This window comes from Bradyrhizobium sp. LB8.2 (assembly GCF_040548035.1).
Taxonomy (GTDB): Bacteria; Pseudomonadota; Alphaproteobacteria; order Rhizobiales; family Xanthobacteraceae; genus Bradyrhizobium.
Genome location: NZ_JBEPQV010000057.1, coordinates 1 through 22,876 on the forward strand (window position 1 = coordinate 1; position 22,876 = coordinate 22,876).

At 58.4% G+C, this 22,876-nt stretch carries 25 protein-coding genes; 10 read left to right on the forward strand and 15 right to left on the reverse strand.

The features are described 5' to 3' along the window. Positions 1 to 558: 558 nt before the first annotated feature. Together ABIB06_RS37645 and ABIB06_RS37650 are read right to left on the reverse strand one after the other, a co-directional pair. Positions 559 to 738 (reverse strand): hypothetical protein, encoded by a 180-nt coding sequence (locus ABIB06_RS37645; protein WP_247342424.1) that lies wholly within the window; start codon positions 736 to 738, stop codon positions 559 to 561. After that, entirely contained in the window at positions 735 to 878 is a 144-nt protein-coding gene (locus tag ABIB06_RS37650; protein WP_354053398.1) for a hypothetical protein, read from the reverse strand. Before ABIB06_RS37650 ends, ABIB06_RS37645 begins: the two co-directional genes overlap by 4 nt. Positions 879 to 1,001: 123 nt before the next feature. Between ABIB06_RS37650 and ABIB06_RS37655 the strand changes: the two genes are divergently transcribed. The 3 genes from ABIB06_RS37655 to ABIB06_RS37665 all read left to right on the forward strand — a co-directional run bounded on the left by ABIB06_RS37655 (position 1,002) and on the right by ABIB06_RS37665 (position 1,864). Further along, a complete protein-coding gene (locus ABIB06_RS37655) occupies positions 1,002 to 1,196 on the forward strand; it encodes a hypothetical protein (protein ID WP_354053399.1) in 195 nt (64 codons plus the stop codon). 212 nt (positions 1,197 to 1,408) lie between these two features. Further along, on the forward strand, positions 1,409 to 1,642 hold the full coding sequence (locus ABIB06_RS37660; protein WP_247342432.1) for a hypothetical protein: 234 nt from the start codon (positions 1,409 to 1,411) through the stop codon (positions 1,640 to 1,642). A 3-nt stretch (positions 1,643 to 1,645) separates the two neighbouring features. After that, complete coding sequence (locus tag ABIB06_RS37665) at positions 1,646 to 1,864, forward strand: hypothetical protein (protein WP_354053400.1); 219 nt, start codon at positions 1,646 to 1,648, stop codon at positions 1,862 to 1,864. 119 nt (positions 1,865 to 1,983) lie between these two features. On the opposite strand, the gene ABIB06_RS37670 is transcribed toward ABIB06_RS37665, so the two are convergent. From ABIB06_RS37670 to ABIB06_RS37680, 3 genes are all read right to left on the reverse strand, one after another. Beyond that, on the reverse strand, positions 1,984 to 2,388 hold the full coding sequence (locus ABIB06_RS37670; RefSeq protein WP_354070302.1) for a hypothetical protein: 405 nt from the start codon (positions 2,386 to 2,388) through the stop codon (positions 1,984 to 1,986). Between the two features lie 691 nt (positions 2,389 to 3,079). Then, entirely contained in the window at positions 3,080 to 3,505 is a 426-nt protein-coding gene (locus ABIB06_RS37675; protein WP_247342437.1) for a hypothetical protein, read from the reverse strand. 19 nt (positions 3,506 to 3,524) lie between these two features. Next, the gene (locus ABIB06_RS37680) at positions 3,525 to 3,746 is read right to left on the reverse strand and encodes a hypothetical protein (protein ID WP_247342440.1); all 222 of its coding nucleotides are present in this window, start codon (positions 3,744 to 3,746) and stop codon (positions 3,525 to 3,527) included. Positions 3,747 to 4,907: 1,161 nt separating this feature from the next. Here ABIB06_RS37680 and ABIB06_RS37685 point away from each other — a divergent pair. Further along, positions 4,908 to 6,629, forward strand: coding sequence for a patatin-like phospholipase family protein (locus ABIB06_RS37685; protein ID WP_354070304.1), 1,722 nt, complete (start codon positions 4,908 to 4,910; stop codon positions 6,627 to 6,629). 404 nt (positions 6,630 to 7,033) lie between these two features. After that, positions 7,034 to 7,828: an outer membrane protein gene (locus ABIB06_RS37690; RefSeq protein ID WP_247348721.1), complete on the forward strand. Its 795-nt coding sequence runs from the start codon at positions 7,034 to 7,036 to the stop codon at positions 7,826 to 7,828. Positions 7,829 to 8,042: 214 nt separating this feature from the next. On the opposite strand, the gene ABIB06_RS37695 is transcribed toward ABIB06_RS37690, so the two are convergent. The 6 genes from ABIB06_RS37695 to ABIB06_RS37720 all read right to left on the reverse strand — a co-directional run bounded on the left by ABIB06_RS37695 (position 8,043) and on the right by ABIB06_RS37720 (position 13,956). Then, entirely contained in the window at positions 8,043 to 8,177 is a 135-nt protein-coding gene (locus tag ABIB06_RS37695) for a hypothetical protein (RefSeq protein ID WP_354053185.1), read from the reverse strand. A 10-nt stretch (positions 8,178 to 8,187) separates the two neighbouring features. Next, positions 8,188 to 9,186, reverse strand: coding sequence for an ABC transporter substrate-binding protein (locus ABIB06_RS37700; RefSeq protein WP_354070300.1), 999 nt, complete (start codon positions 9,184 to 9,186; stop codon positions 8,188 to 8,190). A gap of 334 nt (positions 9,187 to 9,520) precedes the next feature. Beyond that, positions 9,521 to 10,087 (reverse strand): hypothetical protein, encoded by a 567-nt coding sequence (locus ABIB06_RS37705; RefSeq protein ID WP_354070298.1) that lies wholly within the window; start codon positions 10,085 to 10,087, stop codon positions 9,521 to 9,523. Between the two features lie 1,474 nt (positions 10,088 to 11,561). After that, the gene (locus ABIB06_RS37710; RefSeq protein ID WP_354053409.1) at positions 11,562 to 12,611 is read right to left on the reverse strand and encodes an MBL fold metallo-hydrolase; all 1,050 of its coding nucleotides are present in this window, start codon (positions 12,609 to 12,611) and stop codon (positions 11,562 to 11,564) included. Positions 12,612 to 13,036: 425 nt separating this feature from the next. Further along, positions 13,037 to 13,795, reverse strand: coding sequence for a ThuA domain-containing protein (locus ABIB06_RS37715; RefSeq protein WP_354053370.1), 759 nt, complete (start codon positions 13,793 to 13,795; stop codon positions 13,037 to 13,039). A gap of 38 nt (positions 13,796 to 13,833) precedes the next feature. Continuing rightward, entirely contained in the window at positions 13,834 to 13,956 is a 123-nt protein-coding gene (locus ABIB06_RS37720; RefSeq protein WP_354070296.1) for a hypothetical protein, read from the reverse strand. A 190-nt stretch (positions 13,957 to 14,146) separates the two neighbouring features. Between ABIB06_RS37720 and ABIB06_RS37725 the strand changes: the two genes are divergently transcribed. From ABIB06_RS37725 to ABIB06_RS37740, 4 genes are all read left to right on the forward strand, one after another. Continuing rightward, a complete protein-coding gene (locus ABIB06_RS37725; RefSeq protein ID WP_354053371.1) occupies positions 14,147 to 14,566 on the forward strand; it encodes a ribbon-helix-helix domain-containing protein in 420 nt (139 codons plus the stop codon). Between the two features lie 3 nt (positions 14,567 to 14,569). Then, positions 14,570 to 15,757: an extracellular catalytic domain type 1 short-chain-length polyhydroxyalkanoate depolymerase gene (locus ABIB06_RS37730; RefSeq protein ID WP_354053372.1), complete on the forward strand. Its 1,188-nt coding sequence runs from the start codon at positions 14,570 to 14,572 to the stop codon at positions 15,755 to 15,757. 492 nt (positions 15,758 to 16,249) lie between these two features. Beyond that, positions 16,250 to 16,762 (forward strand): Phasin protein, encoded by a 513-nt coding sequence (locus ABIB06_RS37735; RefSeq protein ID WP_354053373.1) that lies wholly within the window; start codon positions 16,250 to 16,252, stop codon positions 16,760 to 16,762. A gap of 163 nt (positions 16,763 to 16,925) precedes the next feature. Beyond that, positions 16,926 to 17,879, forward strand: coding sequence for an alpha/beta fold hydrolase (locus tag ABIB06_RS37740; protein WP_354053374.1), 954 nt, complete (start codon positions 16,926 to 16,928; stop codon positions 17,877 to 17,879). Positions 17,880 to 17,985: 106 nt separating this feature from the next. On the opposite strand, the gene ABIB06_RS37745 is transcribed toward ABIB06_RS37740, so the two are convergent. From ABIB06_RS37745 to ABIB06_RS37760, 4 genes are all read right to left on the reverse strand, one after another. After that, on the reverse strand, positions 17,986 to 18,216 hold the full coding sequence (locus tag ABIB06_RS37745; RefSeq protein WP_247348740.1) for a hypothetical protein: 231 nt from the start codon (positions 18,214 to 18,216) through the stop codon (positions 17,986 to 17,988). A 37-nt stretch (positions 18,217 to 18,253) separates the two neighbouring features. Then, complete coding sequence (locus tag ABIB06_RS37750) at positions 18,254 to 18,535, reverse strand: hypothetical protein (RefSeq protein WP_354070293.1); 282 nt, start codon at positions 18,533 to 18,535, stop codon at positions 18,254 to 18,256. Between the two features lie 1,115 nt (positions 18,536 to 19,650). Beyond that, positions 19,651 to 20,136 carry a hypothetical protein gene (locus tag ABIB06_RS37755; protein ID WP_354053375.1) on the reverse strand — a complete coding sequence of 162 codons (486 nt, stop codon included), beginning with the start codon at positions 20,134 to 20,136 and terminating at the stop codon, positions 19,651 to 19,653. A 314-nt stretch (positions 20,137 to 20,450) separates the two neighbouring features. After that, complete coding sequence (locus tag ABIB06_RS37760; protein WP_354053377.1) at positions 20,451 to 20,885, reverse strand: hypothetical protein; 435 nt, start codon at positions 20,883 to 20,885, stop codon at positions 20,451 to 20,453. Between the two features lie 674 nt (positions 20,886 to 21,559). Here ABIB06_RS37760 and ABIB06_RS37765 point away from each other — a divergent pair. Next, positions 21,560 to 22,612: an adenylate/guanylate cyclase domain-containing protein gene (locus ABIB06_RS37765; protein WP_354053376.1), complete on the forward strand. Its 1,053-nt coding sequence runs from the start codon at positions 21,560 to 21,562 to the stop codon at positions 22,610 to 22,612. Positions 22,613 to 22,876: the final 264 nt, after the last annotated feature.

Here is a 22,876-nt window from a genome sequence, read left to right on the forward strand (position 1 = left end):
CTAGAAATTACATCCAACTCTACCGCGCCGTTCCAAAAACGACCGGCGGAAATATGAAAATTCTCCATTTCAGGGTTTTTCAGCAGACTGCTAGGGTTTTCGGCAATTGTGCTCCTCAAAACCCTGCCCACATCTAGGCCGCTGTATCGGAAAAAGTGGTCAAGCCAAAAGGAGGCTTGAAAATTTCGGAGCGTTGATGCAGCGCCAAAAAGTGAAAACCCCGCTTGGGGGAGCGGGGCTTTCTGGTGGGGGTGAAGCTTAGGGAGGCTTCGGCTATATGACGCGCCATCGCGGAAAAGGTTCAAAGCCCTAAAAAGCGAACCACGCCAAAACCGCAATGATGGGGATGATTGCCACGCCCAAGAGCACCAAGGGTGCAGGTTCATTGCCCGTCCGGTCGCTCAATGCTGATCTCCTTAAAGATGAAGGTCCCGCAGCAGCGTCGACGCCACGCGGCTTTCTGGCGGCACGGATGCCGACAGCTCAGAGCGGCAATTCCGACCGAGTTGGACTTGTTCCTCATCGGTCTTGGGGCGCGGCCCAGACGCCGGTGCCTGGCTATTCGAAGAGCCTCAGTATGGCGGCCAGCCCATCGGCGCGCTGGGGGGCCGCGCTGTTGAGCTGGTCTCGATATTCCCCGGCGGCCTTGAGAAGAGTCTCGCGAAGCTCGTCGTCCGCCGTCGGGGCGGCGAGGGCTTCGGCCCGGTCGACCTGGTTCTGAAGAGATTCTTTCGTCATCCTCCCTTCTTCTTTTTCTTCTTCAGAACCTTGGCCTGCGCTCTAAATCCCGAGGCCAGGGAAACGAATTCGTCGGCCGTCTCCTGAGCGGCCTTCTCGGCTACACGAGCCTGCTGTTTGAATGTTTTCGCCGGCTTCATGGGCCCACAACTTTCGCCAAAAACTCAGGTTCCTGAAGAATCCGGCTCTTTTCGTTCTAATGCCATTATTCCACGAGAGGCGCATATGCCGGACCTGGACTACATCAGGCGGGAAATGAACGCATGCGCACGCAGGTGGGGCGCCAAAGGAAGGAAATCCTCCAGCTCCAGCGGGCCGGGATCTCCATGGCGTCGGCTGAGACCATGCTCTCGCGGATGCTAGGCAAGATCGACACCCTGTGTGAGCAGCGAGACGCGCTGAATAAGCCCCACACCCATCACAACAAGGGCAGGGTGCTCGGCGGGCGTAACTGGTGAAAGGGGATAAAGCTCGTTCAATGGGCGGTAGGAGCAGGCACCAAGGATTGCTCGAGGGCCCTGACGTCCGAGTGGAACGACCCTGACGGATCGCGGCCCTGCGACAGTACCCAGTATTGGGCCGTAAACTTGGCCCGCGTTCTTGCCGTGGGAGCGGGGATAACCGCACGCGCGGCAGTAGATCAGGTTTGGCGCGGAGAGGAGGCAACGCTGTGCCAACAGCCATGGAAATGATCGTCGCCGGGTACGTGAAGGTGCGGGACCGACGTGCCTTGACGGACTTGCTCGCGCATCGGCGCAAGGTTCTCGGCGAACTACACGCCGTCTCCGGCATCAATCCCGCGAACGCTGTACGGGCCGTCCAAGACGAAATAGCAATTATCGAAGCCGGCCTAGAAGAACTCAAACCGCCGCCTGGCTCGCTGCCCGAAAACGATTGGAGCTAGCGCGTGCGCGTTAACAAGATCAATTGGGACAAGATCGCCCGCATGACGGCGCCTGGTCGATACAGGTGCTTCTTCGGCTATCTAACCCTCACGGCAGACGACATCGAAGTGTGGACGTGCTATCCCGACGCGACGTTCGCTTTGATTGCGGCGCTGAGGGCAGAGCAATCGGTTAGCGAAGATTACCGGCTGGGCGCATCCGACATCGGCGATCCTCAGTAAGACGGCCGGCAGTCGTCGCCTGCGGCAGGGCGTAGACGGGCTGCCCCGCGGGTTGTGTACAGGACGGAGGGCAGTCAAGAGCGTTTGGCCGTGATCGTGATCTTTGACTGCGACCATCTTCATCCAAAACGCTTTGCCACTTCGGCAACGATCAAATCCCGCTCGTGTAAATGAGTCTTTTGAGTCTCAATCAGGGTGTCGAGGACGCAAAGCGCGAGAGCAAGATCGCGTCCCTCGCGCTTGAGTCGGTTTATCAGCGTCTCTTGCTTGCTGATGTGTTGCTCGCGTTCATGAAGGCGACGCTCGGCCAAGGTTAAGAGTGCGTGGAGGCGCGGCAGCGGTCTCCCTTGGCTTCGCTCTGGCTCAAAGCGACCGAGCCGCCGGGGGCCACACCACACTTCGGTCGGTTGGTTCGCCACCCCGGCAGAACCAAGCTGAAGAGCTTCTTCCGGGCTGCCGCACTCGGTCTCCTGCACATCGAGTGTCTTGCCCCAGTCGTCGCGCGTGAAGATATGGCAGCGCATCGAATTTTCGCAGCTGTTGCTCAGCCAAGGAATTCCCACACTGGCCTAGACGTTCCTTCTTAGCATTCACCGGCTCAGCACCTTCGGCGCGTCCTCTCGGTTCCCGAATTAACTTCCACCCTGCATATCAAGCTTAATCTGAACCTCAGATTGCGACGAGCCTTCCGCGGGTTACCTTGGCGCATCGGACATTGCCCCCGTCCGGGACCACCCATGGCGAAGTCGGCGCGCCATCGTATTCGGCGCGTCGGCTTCGTTTGATTGCAGGCAGTTTCGTTTGACAAACCAGCCGGACCACGAACCGCTTGATCTCGTCGAGATGCGTCGGCAACTCACCGCACTGCGTTCGCAACACTCCGACAATCTTCGAATAGCGTCGCTGTTGAACCGCTTCCTCGTGAAGATCGCGTTTCTCTCAGAGCCGAGGGACGTCGCGCACGCCCAACATCTGCGGTCTGAATTCGCACGAACGCTACAAAAGGTTGAAGCGATCGCCTCCCGGTCCCCACCCGCAAAGCCATCAGACGCCGTTAAGCAGCCTAAGTAACGCTAACGCACGGACGTTCTTGCGTCGATCTGGCCCAGCGCCGATGCTCGATGCAGTCGCCAAGTCGTCCTCGTCTCGCGTACTGGCGCCTTCGCGGCGAGGGGCTGCCGCCGTCACAAGCGACGGCCCCGCCCATGATCAGATCTAGTGAGCGCGCCGCACTGCTCGAGGCACAAAGGGCAGTCTCGGAGAAAACGGCTTTGCGATCGCGAGAACTGCGGCTTCGTCGGTTTCGAGCGCGATCTTCTGAGCGAGCATCACATCGCCAACTGCCAAGCTCCGTTCGGGAACGAAGCACCACCCCATCTTAGGCTCCAGTGCCTCATCCAGCTCCAAAACGTTACTCATGGTGCCCTGATGGATTCGGTATCTCCGGCCGGTAAGAGAGCCAGTGACTTCGAAAAAACCATTGGCATCAAACTGCGCGCGTTGCCCTGCAGATAACCATTCTCGCAAAAGACGACGCGCACTCGCGTCCGGACCATTTTGCTCGTTGAAGCTCCGATAGAGCGCACGCAGGGCACGCAAACTCGCTCCCCGGGCGACGCCGTTGCGTCTGAACAAAAACATGTTCCGTGCTGCGACCGTTCTAACCGCCGACCAGGCGCGGATAAAACAGCGTTTCCTCCGCGGTTGGATCAAATGACCGTATCACCTCGAGATCGCCGGCCGCCGTCCGAGTGGCAGCGGTAAATCCCTGGCCGATGAACTTGTTGAAGCGCCGCTCAGCCTGGGCGAGCTGTTTGGGGTGGTCTTGCTCAAAGAAATGCCTGCTGTCGCCTGTGTGGTCCATCACGATCTGGGTAGCCATGGAAGAGAACTCCGCAATGCCTAGCCTCTGATGAAGACAAACCTCGCCCCGGTGAATAGTGTTCCTGCTCTCGGCAAATTCATTGTGCCTTCTTGTAGTCAGCGGTTGTCTGGCTCGCTGACATCGACGAAAACCTGATCCGCCGCGACCTGGCGCCGGCGCAACGGGCGAAGCTGATCGCGAAGCGAAAGGCAGATTTATGAAGCGGTGCATCCGGAGGGAGGCGCGGCAGGGCGGCCGCACCGACAAGGCCGGCGGCGGAAAGGCGAAGGCGGCCAACTTGGCCAGCTTCGTCGCTGACACGTCGGGGAAGACGGGTAAGCCCTAACCAATGATCCGCCGCGACGCCACCCGCGCCGAGGCGCTAGCCCCGTGTTGGACCATGTTTCAACACGTCGCGTACCAATCGTCAGGAAATGCAACGAGCAGCCATGGCCCGCCCTCATTGTTATCGTTTGCAGCTACCGGTCTGCGGGTCGCTACAGGCTCGGCGGCGAACTCTTCCACCTCAGCGGCACTGGCCGCGTTACGCTTTTCGCACTCTAAATCTCTTTGCATGAAAACTCCCCACCGGGGCACAAACAAATTGGCAGCGTCTTCAAAATCGATCAGAGTTTAGGCGACAAAATATCAGGCTCCTCGGCAAGCGATAGGAGCGCGGCGCTGTCCTTTTTGCACGCTAGGGCATGCACTATTAGCGGCTGGCCGGCTGATGTCCGGTTTACCGGCAACAGCGGCCGAAGAGCGGATGGTCTGCGAGGTCGCAGATAGCAAGCAGACTCAAGCGCCGCAGCGAACCGAGGCGGTCTGTGAAAGTCGAAAGGCGCCCGAGGTTGCAGCGTCTTAGAGGCAGGATAGCTTCACAATCTATGTTGCGGTGCTTCTATAAATGCATTGCGAAGAGCTGGCGCGCTGACCCTTATATTCATTCTGGCAGACGAGGCGACCCGGCATTAACATGAGGGCCGTGCAGTCGAATTGGATGTCGCCAATGAATGAAGTGAGCGCGACATTTGCGTCGGGGAACGTGTCTGAGGACTTCGCTCTGTTCAGAACGCTCAGTCCGGAACAGCGGATGACGGCTCTGAACGCAATGGTTCGCCTCGATCTGGTGCGAGGAGAAAGGCTCGTTGCCCAAGGCGGCCGGACTCATTGTTTTTGGTGCTGCACGGTGCGCTAGCTGTGTGCCGAAATGGCGAGCTCGAACCTCTAGCCGAGCTCCGTGCCGGCGAATTGGTGGGCGAGATCGGCTTCTTTGCAAATGTCCCGCGCACTGCCAACGTAATTGCCATCCGCGACACCAGTGTGCTCGTGTTGACACGTGCAGCCTACCAGAAGCTTGCCAGGGACGCCCCTGCCATTGTTGAGGCAGTACTTGCGGCGCTCGCGCTCCGTTTTGGCAAGGAGACGGCGCGCCTCGCGCCGCTTCGCTCGTCGCCAAGGGCCAGAACGGTGGCCCTAATCGCAGGTGGACGCGAGCTGTTGCCTGGCGCCTTTGATCGTCGAATGCGCGATTCGCTCGCCGCCACTGATGCGGAGATCGTCGATGTGGCCCGCGTCAATTCCAAGTTTCCCGGGCAAGCCCCGGATGCGCCCGATGTCGCTGAATGGCTCAACAGACTAGAACACGCCGCGCCGCTGGTAGTTTACCTCGGAGATCACGATGCCAATGCTTGGACACGCAAGGCCATCCGCCAGGCCGACATGGTTGTGTTCGGGTGCCGTGGCGATGCGCCGGTGGGACCCTTAACAGATGTCGAGACTTTTGCCTGCGAGGTTCACGCAAGGTCGGCGCGACGCCTCGTTCGCGTACATGATCGACGGAGCAGTCACGTCAGTGGAACCGCGGCCTGGCTTGCTCGGCTGCCCTCCTTCATGCATCACCATGTCGCGCTGGGGGATCAAGTTGATTTCGACAGTCTAGTCCGATTCCTGTCGGGTCGCGCGATTGGCTACGTCGCCGGCGGCGGCGGAAGCCTTGGATCGGCGCATGTGGGGGTCTACAAGGCCTTCCGCGAGCTTGGCGTGATATTCGATATCTTTATCGGCACCAGTGTCGGCTCTGCCATGGCGGCCGGATTCGCAAAGAACCTCGAAGCAGAGGATCTTGAGCGCGGCACGCACGATATTTTCGTTAGGAGTCGCAGCTTCCGGCGGCCAACCTGGCCACGTTACGCCTTGCTGGATCATAAGGCGTTCGATCGGGCGCTCGCCCGCCAATTCGGCCACGACTGCCGGATCGAGGACTGCTGGCGACCTTTCGCGGCAGTCGCGACCAATCTTTCGACCCATAATCTGGAATTGATCCGCTCAGGATCGCTGTGGCAGGCGGTGCGTGCCTCAAGCGCAATTCCCGGATTATTGCCGCCGTTCTACACGCCAGAAGGTGCGATGCTCGTCGATGGATGCTTGATCGACAATGTGCCGCTGGCACCGATGCATCAACTAAAGAGTGGCCCCAATCTGGTTGTGCATTTCGGCGAGCCGGCGGCTGAGCTGTTTGATGTCGCGTATGATGAGTTGCCCGGACGGCTTGAGCTGGTCGCGGCAATGCTGATGCCGTTTCGTAAGAAGCTGCTTCCCGCCGCGCCGAGTGCCGTCAACGTGCTGTGGCGAAGCCTCGTGGCGCATCAGCGCTACGATACGTTGCCGACGAGACCACTCGATCTGGTAATGCGCCCGCCCTGTCCGCTAGGGATCGATGTGACGGACTTCGACCGCCATACGGAGATTTTTCAGGCGTCTTACCTTTGGGCCCGACAAGCTATCGTGGCGCTGGAAGCAGAGGGCAACCCGGCAATGGCCGCCATCCTCGCTGCCGGAAAGCCAGCAACAATGCGAGGTTCCGTCGTCGAGCTCGCCAGTAATGCTCTATCCAGCTGAGCTGCGGGTGCGTATCGCCGTCCGTCTCGCCGATTGGCCGCGCGTCGGGACCGGCCTAAGATATTGATCAGCGCCAATGTCCGGTCAGTGTCAAAAGCGTGAGCCTAGCGCTCCACTGCAAACGTCCGGTCCAGCTCTCTGAGCCGAAATGGCAAAGGCTGCTTGGGCCACTTCCGGACTCATTCACGTCTTCGCACCTGCTTTGGAAGGTCAGAAGGCTTGCCCTATGGGCCGAATTTTAAAAACCAGGAGTTGCATTTAGAACACGGATTCTCAAGGCCTGATCGTCTATCGTTCGAGGTGGAATTCTAAAGCAAGCGTTGCTGCCGGAACAAACTCATAAATGGTCGCTGGTGCATTTATCGTTTCAGATAAATCAGAAGCGATGGAGATGGAGAAATGCCATGAAGAAATTTCTGGTGTGTATGGCTGGTCTAATAGCATTAGGCGTGGCTGCTCCCGCGTCGGCCGCTGACTTGGCTGCACGTCCCTACACCAAGGCGCCGCCCCCGATGATGGCTGCGATCTACGACTGGAGCGGCTTCTACATCGGTGCCAATGGCGGTTGGGGATCGAGCCACAAGTGCTGGGATATTACGAACTTCCCCGGTGCAACTGTCGTGCCTACCTTCCGTGAAGGTTGTCACGATGCGACCGGCGGAGTGGTAGGCGGTCAGATTGGTTACCGTTGGCAGAGCGCCGGTTGGGTGTTCGGTCTCGAAGCGCAGGGCGACTGGGCTGATTTAAAGGGATCTAATGTTAGCGGTTTCATTCCCGCCTGGACCAACAATTCCAAGATTGAAGCGTTCGGCCTGTTCACAGGCCAGGTCGGCTATGCCTGGAACAACGTCCTTTGGTATGTGAAGGGTGGAGCTGCCGTGACCGACGACAAATACCGAGGTACGGTGACTGCCACAGGCACGCTGTTTGATTCGGCGAGTGAAACACGCTGGGGTGGTGTCGTCGGAACGGGCCTCGAATTCGGATTCGCACCGAATTGGTCGGTTGCGGTCGAGTACGATCACCTGTTCATGGGTAATCATAGTCACAGCTTCACGTCCACAGGTGTTTTGGGTGCTGCTGTCATCCCGGTCGGCGGCGTATTCCGCACTGACGCTATTCGCCAAGATGTGGACCTCGTCACCGCTCGCATCAACTACCGCTTCAACTGGGGTGGTCAAGTCCTCGGTAAATATTGATCTTCCCGAAACCCGGTAACTCAAGCCCCGGCATCGCCGGGGCTTTTTATATTTGCCTTGGCGGAATTATAGATCGTGCGGATGTCGCAGTTGGGTCATTCGCGTCGGTCCGCCCTGAGTCGAAAGCTTCCGGTGTCTCTCCGACACGGACATGTCATTGCGATGCGGCAACTTGCTAGGGCCCAACTGCAGAGTCGTCCAGCGCAGAAGATCGTTATTCAATCACCTCGTTGGCGCCGCCGAGCAGCGTCGCAGGGATATCGATGCCGAGCGCCTTGACCTTCGAGAACATCGGAATGCTACCGGTCTTCAACCCGGAGGTCTGCAATGGGTGGTCATTAGCGGACATCGCTGAGCGCTTAGCGTAGGTCTGCTTTAATCAACTCGTCAGCCCTCGCGACCAGATGCTGAGGAACAGATAGGCCAATATCTTTGGCAGCTTTGAGGTTGATGGCAAGATGGAATTCGCTCGGCGCTTCGACGGGCAAATCACTTGGCTTTGCGCCGTTGAGGATCTTCTGAACGAAATATGCGCCCCGGCGCCATATTCCATCAATTGTCGGACCATAGGCAAGCAGTCCGCCGATCTGCACCCATTCTCGATATTCATGGGCGTTCGGGATTTTGTTTTCTATTCCGAAGTCGACAATCCTCTTGCGATCAAAGACGAACATCGGATCGGTGACAGTAGTCATTGCATCAATCATCGTATCCCGCCTTTTGCGCAGGATTGAAGTAAACGCGAGCTCAAATTCTGGCGGTGAACGAACTTCAAACGGCTGCGCTTCAATTCCCAATTTTTCAAATGCCGAAGAAATACTGTTGAGATGATTGCTGGCGTAAGAGGGGAGCGGATTGTAAAGAACTGCCAACCGCGAGAGTTGTGGAACAATTTCTTTCAAGAACTCGACACGTTTGACATCGCGATCAGGCGAGAGATTGTCGATACCCGTAAGGTTCCCGCCAGGATGTGAAAGAGACGAGTATAATTTTGCTTCAACGCCGCCGCGGCTCGAGAGCACGACAATGGGAATTGTCGCAGTAATCTTCTGCACCAAAAGTCCGGGGTAATTTCCCACAGCCACGATCACGTCCACATTCTGCCGGACGAGATCGGCAGCCATCTCGGGCAGAAGTTCCGAATGTCCTTTTGCCTCCCGCCATTCGATGGTGAGATTGTTGCCCTCCGAATAGCCGCGATTGCTTAATTCGCGAACGAAGCCGTTTACCCAAGGATAGCTGCTCAAATTAGCCGTCAGATATCCAATCCGGTGAATCTTTTTAGATTGCTGCGCCTGAGCGGCCAGCGGCCACACCGCAGCGCCGCTGAGTGCGGCTATGAACTCGCGCCGCTTCATGTCTGATGCCTCCGCAAAGCCTAGCTAGAGACAACCTATCACTCGCCGCAAACTAACACATTGGAACCGGGTGGCCATGACCTCTGCCACAGAATCTCGAGTAGGCTCGCCAGCCGCGGGATGTCCGGTGAATCTCCGTTCTTGCTCGCGCAGCAGCTCGGATGTTCTTCAAACGAAGCTGAATGCTTGATCGCGTGAGATGCCAAATGCGTCAGCGACCGAATCCGTCGACCCGCTTGCGCCGCAGGCGGCTTTCCGCGGCAAGGAAGACCGCCCATGCGTGCGCAAAGGGCGACCAACACCTCGCAATGACCTTTGTTCTGTCAGGCGGTTTTCAGCCTTGACCCGGGCCACGCCCCAGGCGCCGCGGCAGAATGTACTCGACGTCAATGCTGATGCCGTCCCCGTTCAGGGGGGTCGCTGTGTAGACCGCAGAGACGGCCACTTCGAAGAAGCTCCCGATCGTGAGATAGCCGATCGTGAGCGCCGACTCTCCGCTTGGGGGGCCGCCGAGCAGCAACTCCGCGATGTGGCAGCAATCGTCCATCGTCGCCGCCAGCGGTGGAAGGGTGATGAGTTCGCCGGTGTGTTGAGAGATTTTGGCTGGATCGGCGAATTTGGGCTCGCGCCCAATAACCGCGCCCGCGTTGATCAAGGGTACGAAGAATTTCGCGACCTGCGCCGGCTGACCAGTGATATTTTGAATGTTGACCTCGGTCGCGTACACGCCCGGCCTGGCGCCTGCGGTACAGCAGCAGTTCGTCTCGGTTTGTCTGCCGCACACGACCTTCACGCTGTGCACGAGGAACTCGGCTTGCGGCGGTACGGTGGCGGCGGCGAGCAATTCGCTGAACGGATGGGGGAGACGGTCACTTGCAGAGCCCGTCGGATTTTTGGCCATTTCGATCTCCACGATGGTTTGCGGAAGGCGACCTACACGCCGAACTTACGCCAGACTCGACGCAATCTTGTGAGAGATGGCTCACACACTTGGAAGAAACCGCGACAGGCCAAAGTTCCTCGCAAGCAGTGCAACGGATGTCAGGCGACGATCACTCGATTATCCTTTGAAGTGCGACAAGAGAGGCTAAGACGAGCACCAGGGCTCCGGCGAAAGTGATGCCAAGGAAAACATTGTGCATGGCGCCGCATCTCCTATTCATCGTTCCCCCAGCCACCTTGTTGGCGACGGAGACGAGATCATCAAATAATCCCCTCAGCCGTCGTCATTGGTTGCGCTTCAGTTCGACGACGGACCCCTGCGACAGATCGTCGGGATCGGTGCGCTCGCAGGCTGGAAAAGACAGCCTCGTACTGGTGCAGTATCTCGCTCGAGGAACGCTTGCGCCCCTTCGGGTGCCTCATCTGTCGTGTTCGGCATTTCTGTACGTGCGATCGCGGTCAGCCCCCAACAACGAAGTTGGGTAGTAGCATCATCGCCGTTTCTCGAGCCGGGACTTCGAAGCGTGGGTAGTCAAGGGCTCGAGGCTTGCCATCAGTTTAACCGTTCGACTGAGGCGATCCTTATGGGTGACCTGTCGGTCGAACCACCGGTAGGTTCCGCCACTTGCTGCGGCAAACACCACCCCGATCCGATCAGCAATAGGACAAGGGTAATGCCGACAAACCCGAAATATTCGATCAAGGGCATGGGTCGTCTCCCATTTGAGACGACCTTGAAACCGGAAATCTTAGTAGATCGCTAAAGATAGATTAAAAACGGAAACGTGGTTATCAGCGATGTTGCGATGCAGAAGCGATGCCGTTTGGCCGAGGAGAGCCCGAGCCTTCAGCGCGCTGAGAGGATTCGCTCTCTCAAAGAGGCAGAAGTCGACGCCACCTCCGCTCCGCTCACTTGCAAACTAATGGCTTCGATATCGTACAAATGCGAACGTTGCGCTGCTTGCGTGCGCGGCTCCTGGAGCGAGCCTAATCAACCGAAGGCCGACTTCTTCCATAACTTGGATTTGCGATCGACCATCCATTGAGGACTACAATAGACAGGAAGTTAAGCGAAGGTCGGCATGAGCGGTCCAAGATCCGCGGAGGGCATTATGGCCAGCGGTCATGAGTACGCACAGGAAGGCCGAACACATGGCTGCTTGCTGACCTTCGCTTACAGGCCCGCGATGTCTGCGAGATAAGCCGACCTCAGGTCAAGCAGGTGTCGAAGTCAGCCTTTGACCCGTTGCGGACCTGCCGGGTTGCCGCAGACAGCTATACAGCCGGGACGATGCAGTCCGATCGTTTGGGATGGTCCATTAGAAATAGCCATCAGCATAGGCCGCCACGGTTGTCGGCCTATTCCGTTTCGATGCCGGACGTTGCATCCAACTCGGATTGCGGGCTCATCATCGTGTGTTAGAGATGCATCTTCATAACTGCGAAGCTTTGGTTCGGAGGCTTCGCGCCTGCAGGATCCCAAACGGATCTTCCCGTCGCGCGAGCCTGCTGTAGGTAGCGAGGTCCTCTTGCTGCAGCGCCGGACCTTCGCCACGGCGCGTGTCCGAGCTCGTTTTCACTCCAAGCGGGAGAGTAGTGCCGAGACCCGCATATAGATAGCGATCACCAAAAGCCTTCTTCAATGCCGAGAAGGTTGGCTCGCCCGTGCAGTGCCCCGGGGCAACGTTTTCTACCTTGAACGTATCCTTCAGAGCCGTTACCGCCTTTGCGATAACCTCATCTGGCGCGACGACAAGGTGAAAGCCTCCGGCGATCAGATTGATTCTAGGATTGATCGCTACCGCTGCCTCGACAATCTTCTCGATCCCTGGATGCGAGCAACCCACGACCAACACCAGTCCCTCAGAGGTGTTGACGGCCAGAGATAGCTCCTTGAGCTCTCTGGTGCCGGGAACATCCGATACCAATGCGATCAGTGTCACGCCCGGAGCGATTTCAGTGGTCTTGTCAATCAATTCGAAATTGGCCCCTCGCCATGCCGCGCCGAACTTCATGGTTTGTGGTGGGGCGCCGCCATAGTACCGCATCTCCGGCGGCAAACTATCGTCCTTGCGGTAGAAGCTCGACGGCAGCGAAGAACCGTAGATGCCGAATCCTTCTTTAGGCGCATAGATTTTTACTGCCGGATTGACACTCAAAACATAATTCAAGCCCGCCATGTGGTCCGAATGCCGGTGCGACAGGATAACGAAATCAAGCGTTTTGAGGTCAATTCCCTTCGCCTTCACATTGGTTGCAAATATGTCGGGGTCATTCCCTGTATCGAACAAGATTCTCTTTCCGCCGATCTCAACGAGCGCAGAGAATCCCCAGTCCTTAGACATCGAAGGATCAGCTCCGAAAGCATCGTACAGGATAGTGATCTGAGCTTCGGAGTTGGGCGCAGCGGCACTGGCTGGAGCGGCCATCGAAATGAGGATTGAAAGTCCTACTGCGATGAGAATTTTCGGCCGAAGCTTCATCAGATTACTCCTTACAAGTTTCGAAAAACAAGAATCGAGCAACCGGTTCGAAATCTTTGAAGCGCGAAGGCCACGGTACGCTGCCGTCATGGTGATGCCAATCGCCGATCTCAAGGGAGCTTCTTCAGGTGAGAGCTGCTGACCTATGGGTGATGGTGACACTCGGTGGCTTATCTCGTCTGCTGTTGGCCCATCGCTTCCGTTCGCGGGGTGTCGTTGCATGTCCGCTCGCAGGGGTAGACCAGAAGTTTGCAGCCTGGCCTCAGTTCGGCGGCTTGTGACCCTAAGCCAGCCAATTGGGGGCATAGGCGCGTAGGCTGCTTTTTGACCCGGAGCGGAAGTCGCAGACCAAGACGGTCCGAACCTCTGGCACGGACACCAGCCTACGAATCCGGCGGTAGCGCAAATGCGAAGTGCCGCGGCGTCTACGAGGGCGACCTTCGCACAGACCAGAGGATAGCGTTCGTGAGGATTCGCTGGTAGCGGCCGTCCTGCCAAACTGACGGCTCGTGGCCTAGCGCCGAATAGAATACTCGTCCCTCGCCATAGAATCGGGTCCAGGTGAGAGGCCAGCCATAGAATCGTTGATGTACGCCGGCCTTGCCAAGGTCCACCGAGCTTGGGTCGAGGCGCAGGAGCACGCGTGATCCACGATAATCGAAGTCGCTGATTTGGTAGATCTCGTCCTCGACTTGCAACGAATTCCCGAGAAAAGCCACCAGGGGATCGCCAGGATCAACGACCTCGATGTTCACGGCCTGATGCCAAGGATGACCATTAAAGTAGCCGCCGACCAGATCGAGATAGTCTGGCCAAGTGTAGAATGTGTCCGTCGCCGAATGAACACCGAGGAACCCGCGGCCCGAGCGTACAAAGTTCAGAAGAGCTCTCTTTTGCGCGTCGCTCATCGGAAGTTCTCCGGTTGTGTAGAACATCACCGCTGCGTAGTGCGCGAGGTTTTCGGTAGAAAAGTCAGACGTGTCTTCCGTTGCAGTGACTTCAAAGACACCCGAATTGCTTCCGAGCTGGGTCAGGACTACTTTAGAAAGCGGTATGACATCGTGCCGGTAGCCGGCGGAGTATGTGAAATAGAGGATGCGCTCTGGCGGACGTTCCGCATGCGTGCCCAGTGGTCGGATTGCCGCCGCGCCGCCGAGGAGCGCGATGAAGTCACGTCGCCTCACAATCGCCTCCGCCAAAACTAACCATGTGTTAAGGAAGGCTAGCACAGATTACCCCAGCGCCGGCCCTGCGCATCGCCCTTTGGCTGGCACTCGACGGCGCGGCGACCGCTCTCGACGTGACGGCGCGCCTGCGCGAACTGCTCGACGGTCATCGGATGCATTCCCAGTGGCCAAAGAGCGCAAGCGGCGTGCTCGCCGGATGGACGCCAAGATCCAAACGGGTGACGCTCCCATTCTCAGATCTCGCGCTTATGGGCGCGGGTCCGCCTCCATCCCTTGAAAGTTGCTCGGGAGAATCTAGATAACATCCATAGGCCATCCAAAGGGATGGTAGTTGCGGATGTTTAGCCTATGGCTGAGAATGTGCATGAGCTGCGTCCCAAGGCCCCCGACACCGAGAAGATCACGATCAACCTTGGCTATGTCGACCTCGGTCATGTCGATCTCATGGTGCAGGAGGGGTTCTATTCCAATCGGACCGATTTCATCCGGACAGCAATCCGGAACCAGCTCGAGCGCCACGTAGAGGTCGTCAGACAATCCACGGCCCGGAAGAACCTGGACCTCGGCCTGCGCAACTACACTCGCGAGGATCTCGAAACGGCGCGGCGCGCCGGCGAGATGCTGCAGATCAACGTTTTGGGCTTAGCCACCATCGCCCAGGACGTCACTCCCGAGTTGGCTCGCGCCACAATCGCGTCGGTCTCGGTGCTGGGGGCCCTTCACGCCACTCCCGCGGTCAAGGCCGCTCTCGCCGACAGAACGAGGTGAACGATGCTGAATCAAGACATAGTCCGCGAAGCAACCCGCCTCACGCGCGCCGGCCAACTGGTCGAGGCCACCGCGCTCCTGCAGCGCATGTTCGAGGGCGGTAGCGCTCCAAGAGCGGAGTCTCACAGCGCCTCTCAGGCTCGGCTCCCGCGGCTCGATCCGCTTACCATCGACGCCACGGCCAACGAAGTCGAGGAGCGGGAAGCTCCGCAGATATTCCCGGCCCGCTCTGCTCGACGCAGACGCTCCTTACCGCTCGACGGCATGCGGGATTTTTCACGGCTCGGCCTGCGAAGTCCGATCACGCGCGCTCCTCGGTCCCCATCGCACATCGTGCCCGAGGGCACACGGTTTATCGCCGGTGCCTTCAGTAACGCCGCGGGAAGCCGGACTTACAAGCTGTTCATCCCAAGCCGCTGTCAGGGACAACCGCTTCCCCTGATCGTCATGCTTCATGGCTGCACCCAGTCGCCGGACGATTTCGCGGCCGGCACCCGGATGAACTTTCTGGCGGAAGAGCAGAATTGCTTCGTGGTCTATCCTGAGCAGCCGAGCGGAGCCAACCAGTCGAAGTGCTGGAACTGGTTTCGCACCGGCGACCAGCTCCGCGGCGGGGGCGAGCCCTCGATGATCGTCGGCATTACCCGCCAGATCATGCGCGACCATGCGATCGATCCGAAACGCGTATACGTGGCGGGTCTGTCCGCCGGCGGGGCCGCCGCCGCCATCATGGGCGCAACGTATAGCGACCTGTACGCGGCCGTCGGAATTCATTCAGGCCTCGCGTGCGGGGCCGCGAGCGATCTTCCCTCCGCGTTCGTCGCCATGCGGCAGGGAGGCGGCTTCAAGGCAATTGCAGATAGCAAAATTTCTGTGCCAACCATCGTTTTCCATGGCGATCGCGACACTACGGTGCATCCAAGGAATGGCGATCAGATTATTGAGCAGTCCGCCAGGGCAACGAGGCCGACGACAAAGGTACTTCGCGGACGCGTACCCCACGGGCATGCCTATACTCGCACCGTCCTGATCGACGGCGCCGGTCGGGCGATCTCCGAACACTGGACCATCAATGGCGCCGGACACGCGTGGTCAGGCGGCAGCCCCGTCGGGTCCTACACTGATCCGAAAGGGCCGGATGCGACGAGGGAGATGCTGCGCTTCTTCCTCGAGCATTCCCTCGGTGGGTAGTCTGGCTTCACAGGGCGCTCAGGTTGTCCTCGAGCACGTCGCCGAGCTTCCGGATCAGCTTGGCGTCGCCTAAGCCGGCCTCTATCCGCCAGCGCGGGGCGCGACGAGCGAGAAACAGTCGCATCGATCACTGGGAGTTTGGGATCATCCTCTCGGCAACGTTCGGCGATCAGCCATCCGTCGATGCCTCCGGGCAGCTTGACGTCCGTGATGAGAACGTCGGCGATAAAGCGGTCTTTGGAGAGCCCAACACGCGGAGGGCTGATTGTTCTCAGACTGACGCCGTTGAGCATAGGTCTGGAAGATTGCCAGCTAGACGTTTGTTGGTTGGAGCTGCTACCTAAAATCATCGTCGACATCGCAGAACGCGCGATTGATCGCAGTTCATGCGGGACTCCAACAATGCACGGGTTTGGAACGCCACGTCACAAAGCCCGTTGTCCTTTCAGAAATGACCGTTGTGGTCGCACCCCCATTTTCTTGGAGCGTCAGATGAGCAAACGCAAACCGGCGACAGCTGCTAAGCGCGCCCGCAATCCGAAAATGGCTGCGCGGGCCCAACGGAACAAGCAGGCCATTGTTCGAAGCCCGAAAGAGGATTTACTTCGTTCTGCTGCGGCAGTCTCGATTGAACCGCCTCTTGGGCTTCATGATGACCCTAAACACGAGGTTCCTCTCATTGAGCCTCGGGTGGATACCTTACCAGATGACCTCAGTCAGAGAATGACGGATAGCGATCCAACGAAAGGCTTTGCTTTAGCAACGGCAAACATGCAGGCGTATCAAGCGAAGCTTCTTGAGATAGCCGTGGCCAACGCGCAATTTGCTTTTGAATTCGGCCTCAGACTTGCGACGATCAGGTCACCAAATGAATTTTCCGGCGTCATTACGGAGTTTACAAACAGACGGCTCGATATGGTCGGGCAGCATTCAAAAGAACTGGCGGCATATCCGTTCTGGCGCATCAATCCGCCCCGAGAGCTCACGGCTCTGCCGGGACGATAACTGCAAGCCGTACCCACCGCGGCGAACGCGGATCACGCACGCGCCGACCACGGTTGCTTGCTTTCGGCTGGGGAGCGCGGCTCACAACGAGGGAGCGGAAGCATCGGCTCTTAGCTGGCTCGCCGATCCGAGGTACTCGCCATGGCGAATATAGGTTGACACCATGTCCACAGCTGAAGCCGTGCTGCTGATCGTTTTGGCCGGACTTGTCGTTCTGGTCCTCGGCAACATCGCATTTCAGGTGGCAGCGGAGCGAAAGAATCCCCCGATCGGCGTCTTTACCGAGTGCGGCGGAGTGCGCCTTCACTATATCGAACGGGGCGATGCCGCCGCGCCTTGCGTGGTCCTGTTTCACGGGAACGGCACCATGATTCAGGATCTCGTCCTAAGCGGTTTGGTCGACCGACTGGCCCACAACTATCGCGTCGTTTGCTTCGACCGGCCAGGATTTGGCTACAGCGACCGTCCGCGCACGCGCATCTGGACGCCCACAACGCAAGCTTCCTTGTTCGCGAAGGCTCTTGATCAGCTTGGAGTGCGCAATCCCGTGGTGCTCGGCCACTCCTGGGGAACGCTGGTGGCAATCGCGCTGGCGCTGCGAAGCGGTTATGCCGTGAGTGGGCTCGTGCTTGTGTCCGGCTACTATTTTCCAACCTCTCGGATGGACTTTTGGCTCATGTCAGGTCCGGCACTGCCGCTGCTCGGGGATCTGATGCGCTACACTATCTCGCCGATCATATCGTGGGCTATTACGCCGAAGCTGATGCGCACGCTGTTCGCGCCGCGTGCCATTTCAACGAAATTCAAGAACGAATTTCCGATCTCGTTGGCTCTCCGGCCCAAGCAGTTGAGGGCGGCCGCCGAGGAGAGCGCGTTCCTTATTCCAGCTGCCGCGCAGTTGCAGCTTCAGTATCAGGGCATCCGGTCTCCCGTTAGGATCCTGCATGGAAAGGATGACCGGCTCATCGAGGCCGACCAGTCGCGCCGCCTCCACGAGGTGTTGCCCCGCTCCGTGCTACATCTGGTCGAGGATGCCGGTCACATGGTTACCTATGCTGATGCGGCGGGAATAGCGGATGCCGTGGCGGCGCTAGCGCTCACCGCACCAACCGCATAGGCTTTCTTGTTGCAATGCGGGCGTCCGGAAGTGGCGGAAGAGGTCAGCGGAGACCGAGCCGACACGATTGGCCCAACTCAGACTCCGCCTAATCTCATTCGCGACATTACGCGGCACGTTGCTTGTCTGACTGTTCCTCGACAATAGTCGCGGTTTCTTCCAACCCCTTTTCGTAATTGCCCGCGAACCTCTCGATGCTGTCGGCCCACATCCTCAGCATTGAGACCTGGAAGTGCATAATCGGCTTCAGGGCATTCATGCCGATTGCAGTTGCTGCTGTGATGCGCCTTTCTGGGTCGCGCGCAGATCGGTTTGCGTTAGAGATATTGTCTGGCATGCTTCGCTCCTTCGCTCTGGTGTTACGTGACCTAAAGCTAAGTGTCGGGTCGTGCACAGCGTGATTCTAAACACTCAGCCACAATTTGATCCGCAGCGAGTCTCGCACATCGGTCGTCATGCAATTCGTCCAATTTCTTCAAGTAAGCGACTGCCGCTACTTGCAAGAGATCGAAATCATCCTCGCCGGTATCACGAAGGTTGGCGACGTAGCGATAAAGGGCAGAATGCCTGTTATCGTTCTCGCTGATGCCGCTGTGGAGGAGCAAGTAGTTCCGCCAAGCAAACGCACACGCACCTTCTATGGCAAGTGAAGTCATGGGCACCTCCCAAAGCCAGAGAAAGACTGACGACCCGTTTCGTTCCGAGAATCTCGAAGATGTAACGTTGTTCCGTAGCGGCGCCGCAAGGTTTTTACATGCAGGGTGTCGCTGCTCAGTCGGCGACTGTCCATAGCGCAAATCGGTCAATGCGATTGGCTGTTCGCGTCGAGTTGAGGGGCGCCTTTCGAGTGGCGGGGCTTGCCCGAATGGGCGTGCGGGTGTTCCCTAGAAAATGGGACTGGGGAACATGCCAGGCTTCCGGTTCTCGCCCTTTTGCGAAGTAGCGTCCGGTCTCATCGATGTCCGCTCAGTGAGACAGGGCGGACTACTAGATTTGCTCACGTTGAGTTCTTCGCATTTTGACCCACACCGGACTCCAACGCATTGAGCTGCCCCTGAGGGAGTGAACGAAGCTCGACGCCGGAACTATTTGGTTCGTTGCTATGTTTCTCCTGGCGCGGAAATGCCCGCGCCACGAGAGAGGCACCAGCTCGCGTCCATTGCCCGCGAACTGGTGCCTTTCTCAATCGCAATTGGAGAGAACCGCGCGTATCAGCAACGATGGATCGGGGTCCCGAACCCCTGAGCGAGCGGCTTGCCTCAACAATCTCGGATTTCTGCGGCCAACGAAATGGTTTTGGAACGACTTGCCGGTTGCCAAGTTTTCCCGATCCCTTCCCCAAGGGGTGGCTGCCTTCCCCAAGGGCAGCCTCAATAGCCCCAGCTTCACCGCCCTGAAGCTGGGGTCCTGTTGCTGTCTGGATAATTGCGGACCTCAAGAGGCGTTGATGCAAGGTAATCACTTGATCCTTCTTGCCCAACGCTTGAACGACCTCTCTTCTCAACTGTCAGATCTGGAAAATCTCCGGCTTGAAGTCGCCGAGGCGGAGCGACGCGCCTCGGCTGTGCCCTCGTTGCAGTCACCTCCGAGCACTCACTCGCCTCCGCGCAGGCCAACATCTTTCTGAGCGCGTCATGGACGGCACTGGCCCGCGAAGAGCAATATCGCTGTCGGGCTGAAGATCGCGACAGCGCCGCCGCGGAAGATGGAGCCGATCAGCAGCCTTGAAGGAGCTGGACTCGGACTACAAAGTCATTCCGAGCACTCCCGACTAGTTCCCGGACCATCCGCCATATTGAGATGAGTTGTCACCGCCGAATGCCATAACAGGCGCTTCCTGCTGCGGCGCCCGCTGCTGGTCTCGTCGGGCACGGGCCTCCGCCGCGCGCCTTGCCTTGCGCTCGGCGTAGCGACGCTTTCGGTCGCGGTCTTCGGCATCAGCCTTTCGGGTCTCTGCCTTCTCCACCTGCTTCTCGACGGGCTGCATTTGCTTTGCAGGCTCTGGAGGTAGCGGCATCTCAGTTTGTTGAGCGGATGTCTGCTGCTGAGCTAGTTGCGGAGACGGCTGGGCGGCTTCTGCGGAACTGGGCAGCACAACGCGAACAGGAGTTGGTGCCTCGCCAATAGAGCGATGCTGAAGCCCGCTAGGCTCATTCAGAGCGGACCTTGCCGTCAACAATCCGCCACCGAAACCGGCTGCCAGAATGACGAAGGTCGTCCCAATCCCTGCGAAGAATGCACCCGCGCTTGTCGCCATTGAACAACTCCCGGTCTGGAGTAGCGAACGCGATGGCAACTGTTTACGTTCCGCAATAATCGGGAAAATGTGGCAGTCAATTGGCCTTGGCGAAGATCGTATCCAAACTGGGTTTCGGTTATTGGCCCCAACGCGAGATTGTGCCGCGCCTAGCAGTCGATGTTAGATCAGACATGGCCGAGACCCAGCCAAACGACGTGGGCATTCGCTGACGCCGGAGATGTCCGGTTGTGGCCCAAATGGAAGTGCACGATGTCCGCTATTTAGTCGCTATCGGGGGAAAAGCGGACGTCGCACACAATCCGCGGGCGGTCTTACTGCGCTAGAAATCTGAATGCGACAACGAGTGCCACCATGCTCGCGAAAATCAGCAGTGCCGGGAGGGATTTTCGGGTCATTGGCCTCGTCGAATGGCGCGCAGCCGATTGACCGGGTTGAGGTCTAGGCGGTCTCTGGGACCGCACGACTTTGCCCTCTGTCGTTGGCGTCCGAGCCTTTGGTTCCGGCGCTGCGCCTACGCCTCCCATCTCGCTGTAATAAGCGCTGTAGACCTCGCGAACGGCGAAGGCCGTGGACTCGGCCTCGCTCATTGTCTCGAGCCGAGTTCGATAGTTAGTCAGAAAGCTTTGGGCGCTGGACGGCAGGTCATCGAAACCACCGAGCTTGGCCATCATGAGCCAGGTGGCAAAATCCGCCTCAGCCTTCGTGCGCGCTTTCTTGGCGATACTGGCGTTGGAGCTAGAGGACATGGTGGTCCGATTGGTTTGAACCCGGCCGCGAAGCTGTTCATCGACACCATCCGCGCGGGGGAAAGGCAATTGGCAATCCACTCACAGTAACGACGGCGCGGGAGAGTTCAAACGCGAACCTTGCCAACTAGTCGGCTCCTGGCCCAGGTTGAAGCGGACTGAACAGGCTAGCTAGGGTAGGGTTCACCTCTGCTGATGCCCCAACGGCAGTAGCCAACATTGACTCGTGGTCCAGTTCGACTCCAATTTGCACGCTCTGGATGCACGCTCTGCGACGCACCATACGAACAGTGAGCGTGGAAACAGCGTCTGCAGGCCGATGCTTTAACGTCTGCGGATATCCACTCCTCCTCACCATCGGTCGCAAGATACTGTGAAGGCAACACTTCTTGGCGGTTCAATGGAGCGGCGCACAAATAGCTACGGTGATTAGCCACGAAGCAGGGGTGCTAACTAGTTCTGCCATTACGGATGTTGCCTTGTCGGCACTCATCTCGGGGGCCTGACTTCCAATAACCCCGACTATCGAAAGTGAGGAGCGTGCCCGCCAGGGTCACGGACGCGACGGCGGTCTCGAGCTCTCACTATCCCGCCGCAGGCCAGCTTTTGCTGCCGTGGGCAGGCAGAACTCGAACGCTTTCAGCATGGCAGACAGTTAGGGCGAGGTGCTGTTTTTGGAGTCTCCCGACCAACGGCACGTACTTATTAAGCTGCTCGGGATTTCCGAAGGCGCTCCGCTGTCCGTCTTATTTGCCGCAACCTACCCCGACCGATGCGGTGCGTTGGTACTCTACGGCAGCTTTTCGCGGTTTTCCTATTGGTTTCCGAGCGAGGAAGCGCTGGCGGCGTTCTTCGGCTACGTCGAGCAGGCATGGGGCACAGGCGGTAGCGTCCAAAAATTCGCACCCTCTCGCGCAAACGATGCCTCCTTCCAACGGTGGTGGGGACGCAACGAGCGGCTCGGTGCCAGCCCGGCAGCCGTGAAGGCTCTCATGAATATGAATAGCCAGATCGATATTAGCGCTATTCTCCCGGCCGTTCGAGTTCCAACTATCGTGATTCACCGGACTGGGGACAAGACTGTCAGTGTGGAGGGCGGACGCGACGTGGCGGCGAATATTCCCGGTGCCCGCCTTTTTGAGCTTCCGGGAATCGACCACATTTTTTACGTCGGTGAGAACGCACCGGAAATCTCCGATGCGATCGAGGAATTTCTGACTGGGTCAAGGGCCCCGGTCCCCGTCGATCGGGTTCTCGCCACAGTTCTCTTCACTGACATCGTCGGCTCGACCGAGAAAGCCGCTGAACTGGGCGATCAACGCTGGCGCGATCTTCTCGATAATCATCACGCCACGATCCGGCGCAATCTCGCGCGCTTTCGAGGTCATGAAGTGAAAACAACTGGGGACGGCTTTCTCGCCACCTTTGACGGTCCGGCGCGAGGCGTTCGCTGCGCCTGTGCTATTGCCGAAGAAATAAGGCCGCTCGGCATAGAGATCCGTGCCGGGCTCCATACAGGCGAGTGCGAAATGATCGGCGACGATGTTGGCGGCATCGCCGTTCACATAGGTGCGCGGGTTGCGGGGCTTGCCGACAGAGGCCGGGTTTTCGTTTCGAGCACAGTCAAGGATCTGGTAGCGGGCTCTGGATTGCGCTTCAACGACCGGGGCACGCAATCCCTCAAGGGTATTCCGGGCGAGTGGCGCATATTCGCAGCTGAACGTTAAGGCGATCGCCTATTTCCATCGAAATGGTCGGCTGGGGGTCACAAGCCGCCGATCAAGCAAACTTCCAAAGCTTCCGCTGTGGCTTGGTAAGCTGACATTAAGGTACAGCCGTAAGCTGCCAGCCATCAGTTCACGGAATGCCTCGCCTCAGGGGCTACACCGCGCAGGTCAACTAGGGTCTGTTGGGATTCAGGATTCTCATCGGGGCTTGGTTGTGATTCAAGCTTGGGATGGACCGATTCGTTTTGACTGACGCCCAATGGG

Coding starts and splice junctions, on each gene's coding strand:
- ABIB06_RS37680 (WP_247342440.1), bottom strand. CDS start 3,746: ATGGCTACCCAGATCGTGATGGACCACACAGGCGACAGCAGGCATTTC.
- ABIB06_RS37645 (WP_247342424.1), bottom strand. CDS start 738: ATGACGAAAGAATCTCTTCAGAACCAGGTCGACCGGGCCGAAGCCCTC.
- ABIB06_RS37720 (WP_354070296.1), bottom strand. CDS start 13,956: ATGCATCCGATGACCGTCGAGCAGTTCGCGCAGGCGCGCCGTCACGTC.
- ABIB06_RS37725 (WP_354053371.1), top strand. CDS start 14,147: ATGGCTGAGAATGTGCATGAGCTGCGTCCCAAGGCCCCCGACACCGAG.
- ABIB06_RS37710 (WP_354053409.1), bottom strand. CDS start 12,611: ATGAAGCTTCGGCCGAAAATTCTCATCGCAGTAGGACTTTCAATCCTC.
- ABIB06_RS37705 (WP_354070298.1), bottom strand. CDS start 10,087: ATGGCCAAAAATCCGACGGGCTCTGCAAGTGACCGTCTCCCCCATCCG.
- ABIB06_RS37755 (WP_354053375.1), bottom strand. CDS start 20,136: ATGGCGACAAGCGCGGGTGCATTCTTCGCAGGGATTGGGACGACCTTC.
- ABIB06_RS37650 (WP_354053398.1), bottom strand. CDS start 878: ATGAAGCCGGCGAAAACATTCAAACAGCAGGCTCGTGTAGCCGAGAAG.
- ABIB06_RS37745 (WP_247348740.1), bottom strand. CDS start 18,216: ATGCCAGACAATATCTCTAACGCAAACCGATCTGCGCGCGACCCAGAA.
- ABIB06_RS37700 (WP_354070300.1), bottom strand. CDS start 9,186: ATGAAGCGGCGCGAGTTCATAGCCGCACTCAGCGGCGCTGCGGTGTGG.
- ABIB06_RS37760 (WP_354053377.1), bottom strand. CDS start 20,885: ATGTCCTCTAGCTCCAACGCCAGTATCGCCAAGAAAGCGCGCACGAAG.
- ABIB06_RS37750 (WP_354070293.1), bottom strand. CDS start 18,535: ATGACTTCACTTGCCATAGAAGGTGCGTGTGCGTTTGCTTGGCGGAAC.
- ABIB06_RS37655 (WP_354053399.1), top strand. CDS start 1,002: ATGCGCACGCAGGTGGGGCGCCAAAGGAAGGAAATCCTCCAGCTCCAG.
- ABIB06_RS37695 (WP_354053185.1), bottom strand. CDS start 8,177: ATGTCCGCTAATGACCACCCATTGCAGACCTCCGGGTTGAAGACCGGT.
- ABIB06_RS37730 (WP_354053372.1), top strand. CDS start 14,570: ATGCTGAATCAAGACATAGTCCGCGAAGCAACCCGCCTCACGCGCGCC.
- ABIB06_RS37670 (WP_354070302.1), bottom strand. CDS start 2,388: ATGCGCTGCCATATCTTCACGCGCGACGACTGGGGCAAGACACTCGAT.
- ABIB06_RS37675 (WP_247342437.1), bottom strand. CDS start 3,505: ATGTTTTTGTTCAGACGCAACGGCGTCGCCCGGGGAGCGAGTTTGCGT.
- ABIB06_RS37690 (WP_247348721.1), top strand. CDS start 7,034: ATGAAGAAATTTCTGGTGTGTATGGCTGGTCTAATAGCATTAGGCGTG.
- ABIB06_RS37740 (WP_354053374.1), top strand. CDS start 16,926: ATGTCCACAGCTGAAGCCGTGCTGCTGATCGTTTTGGCCGGACTTGTC.
- ABIB06_RS37735 (WP_354053373.1), top strand. CDS start 16,250: ATGAGCAAACGCAAACCGGCGACAGCTGCTAAGCGCGCCCGCAATCCG.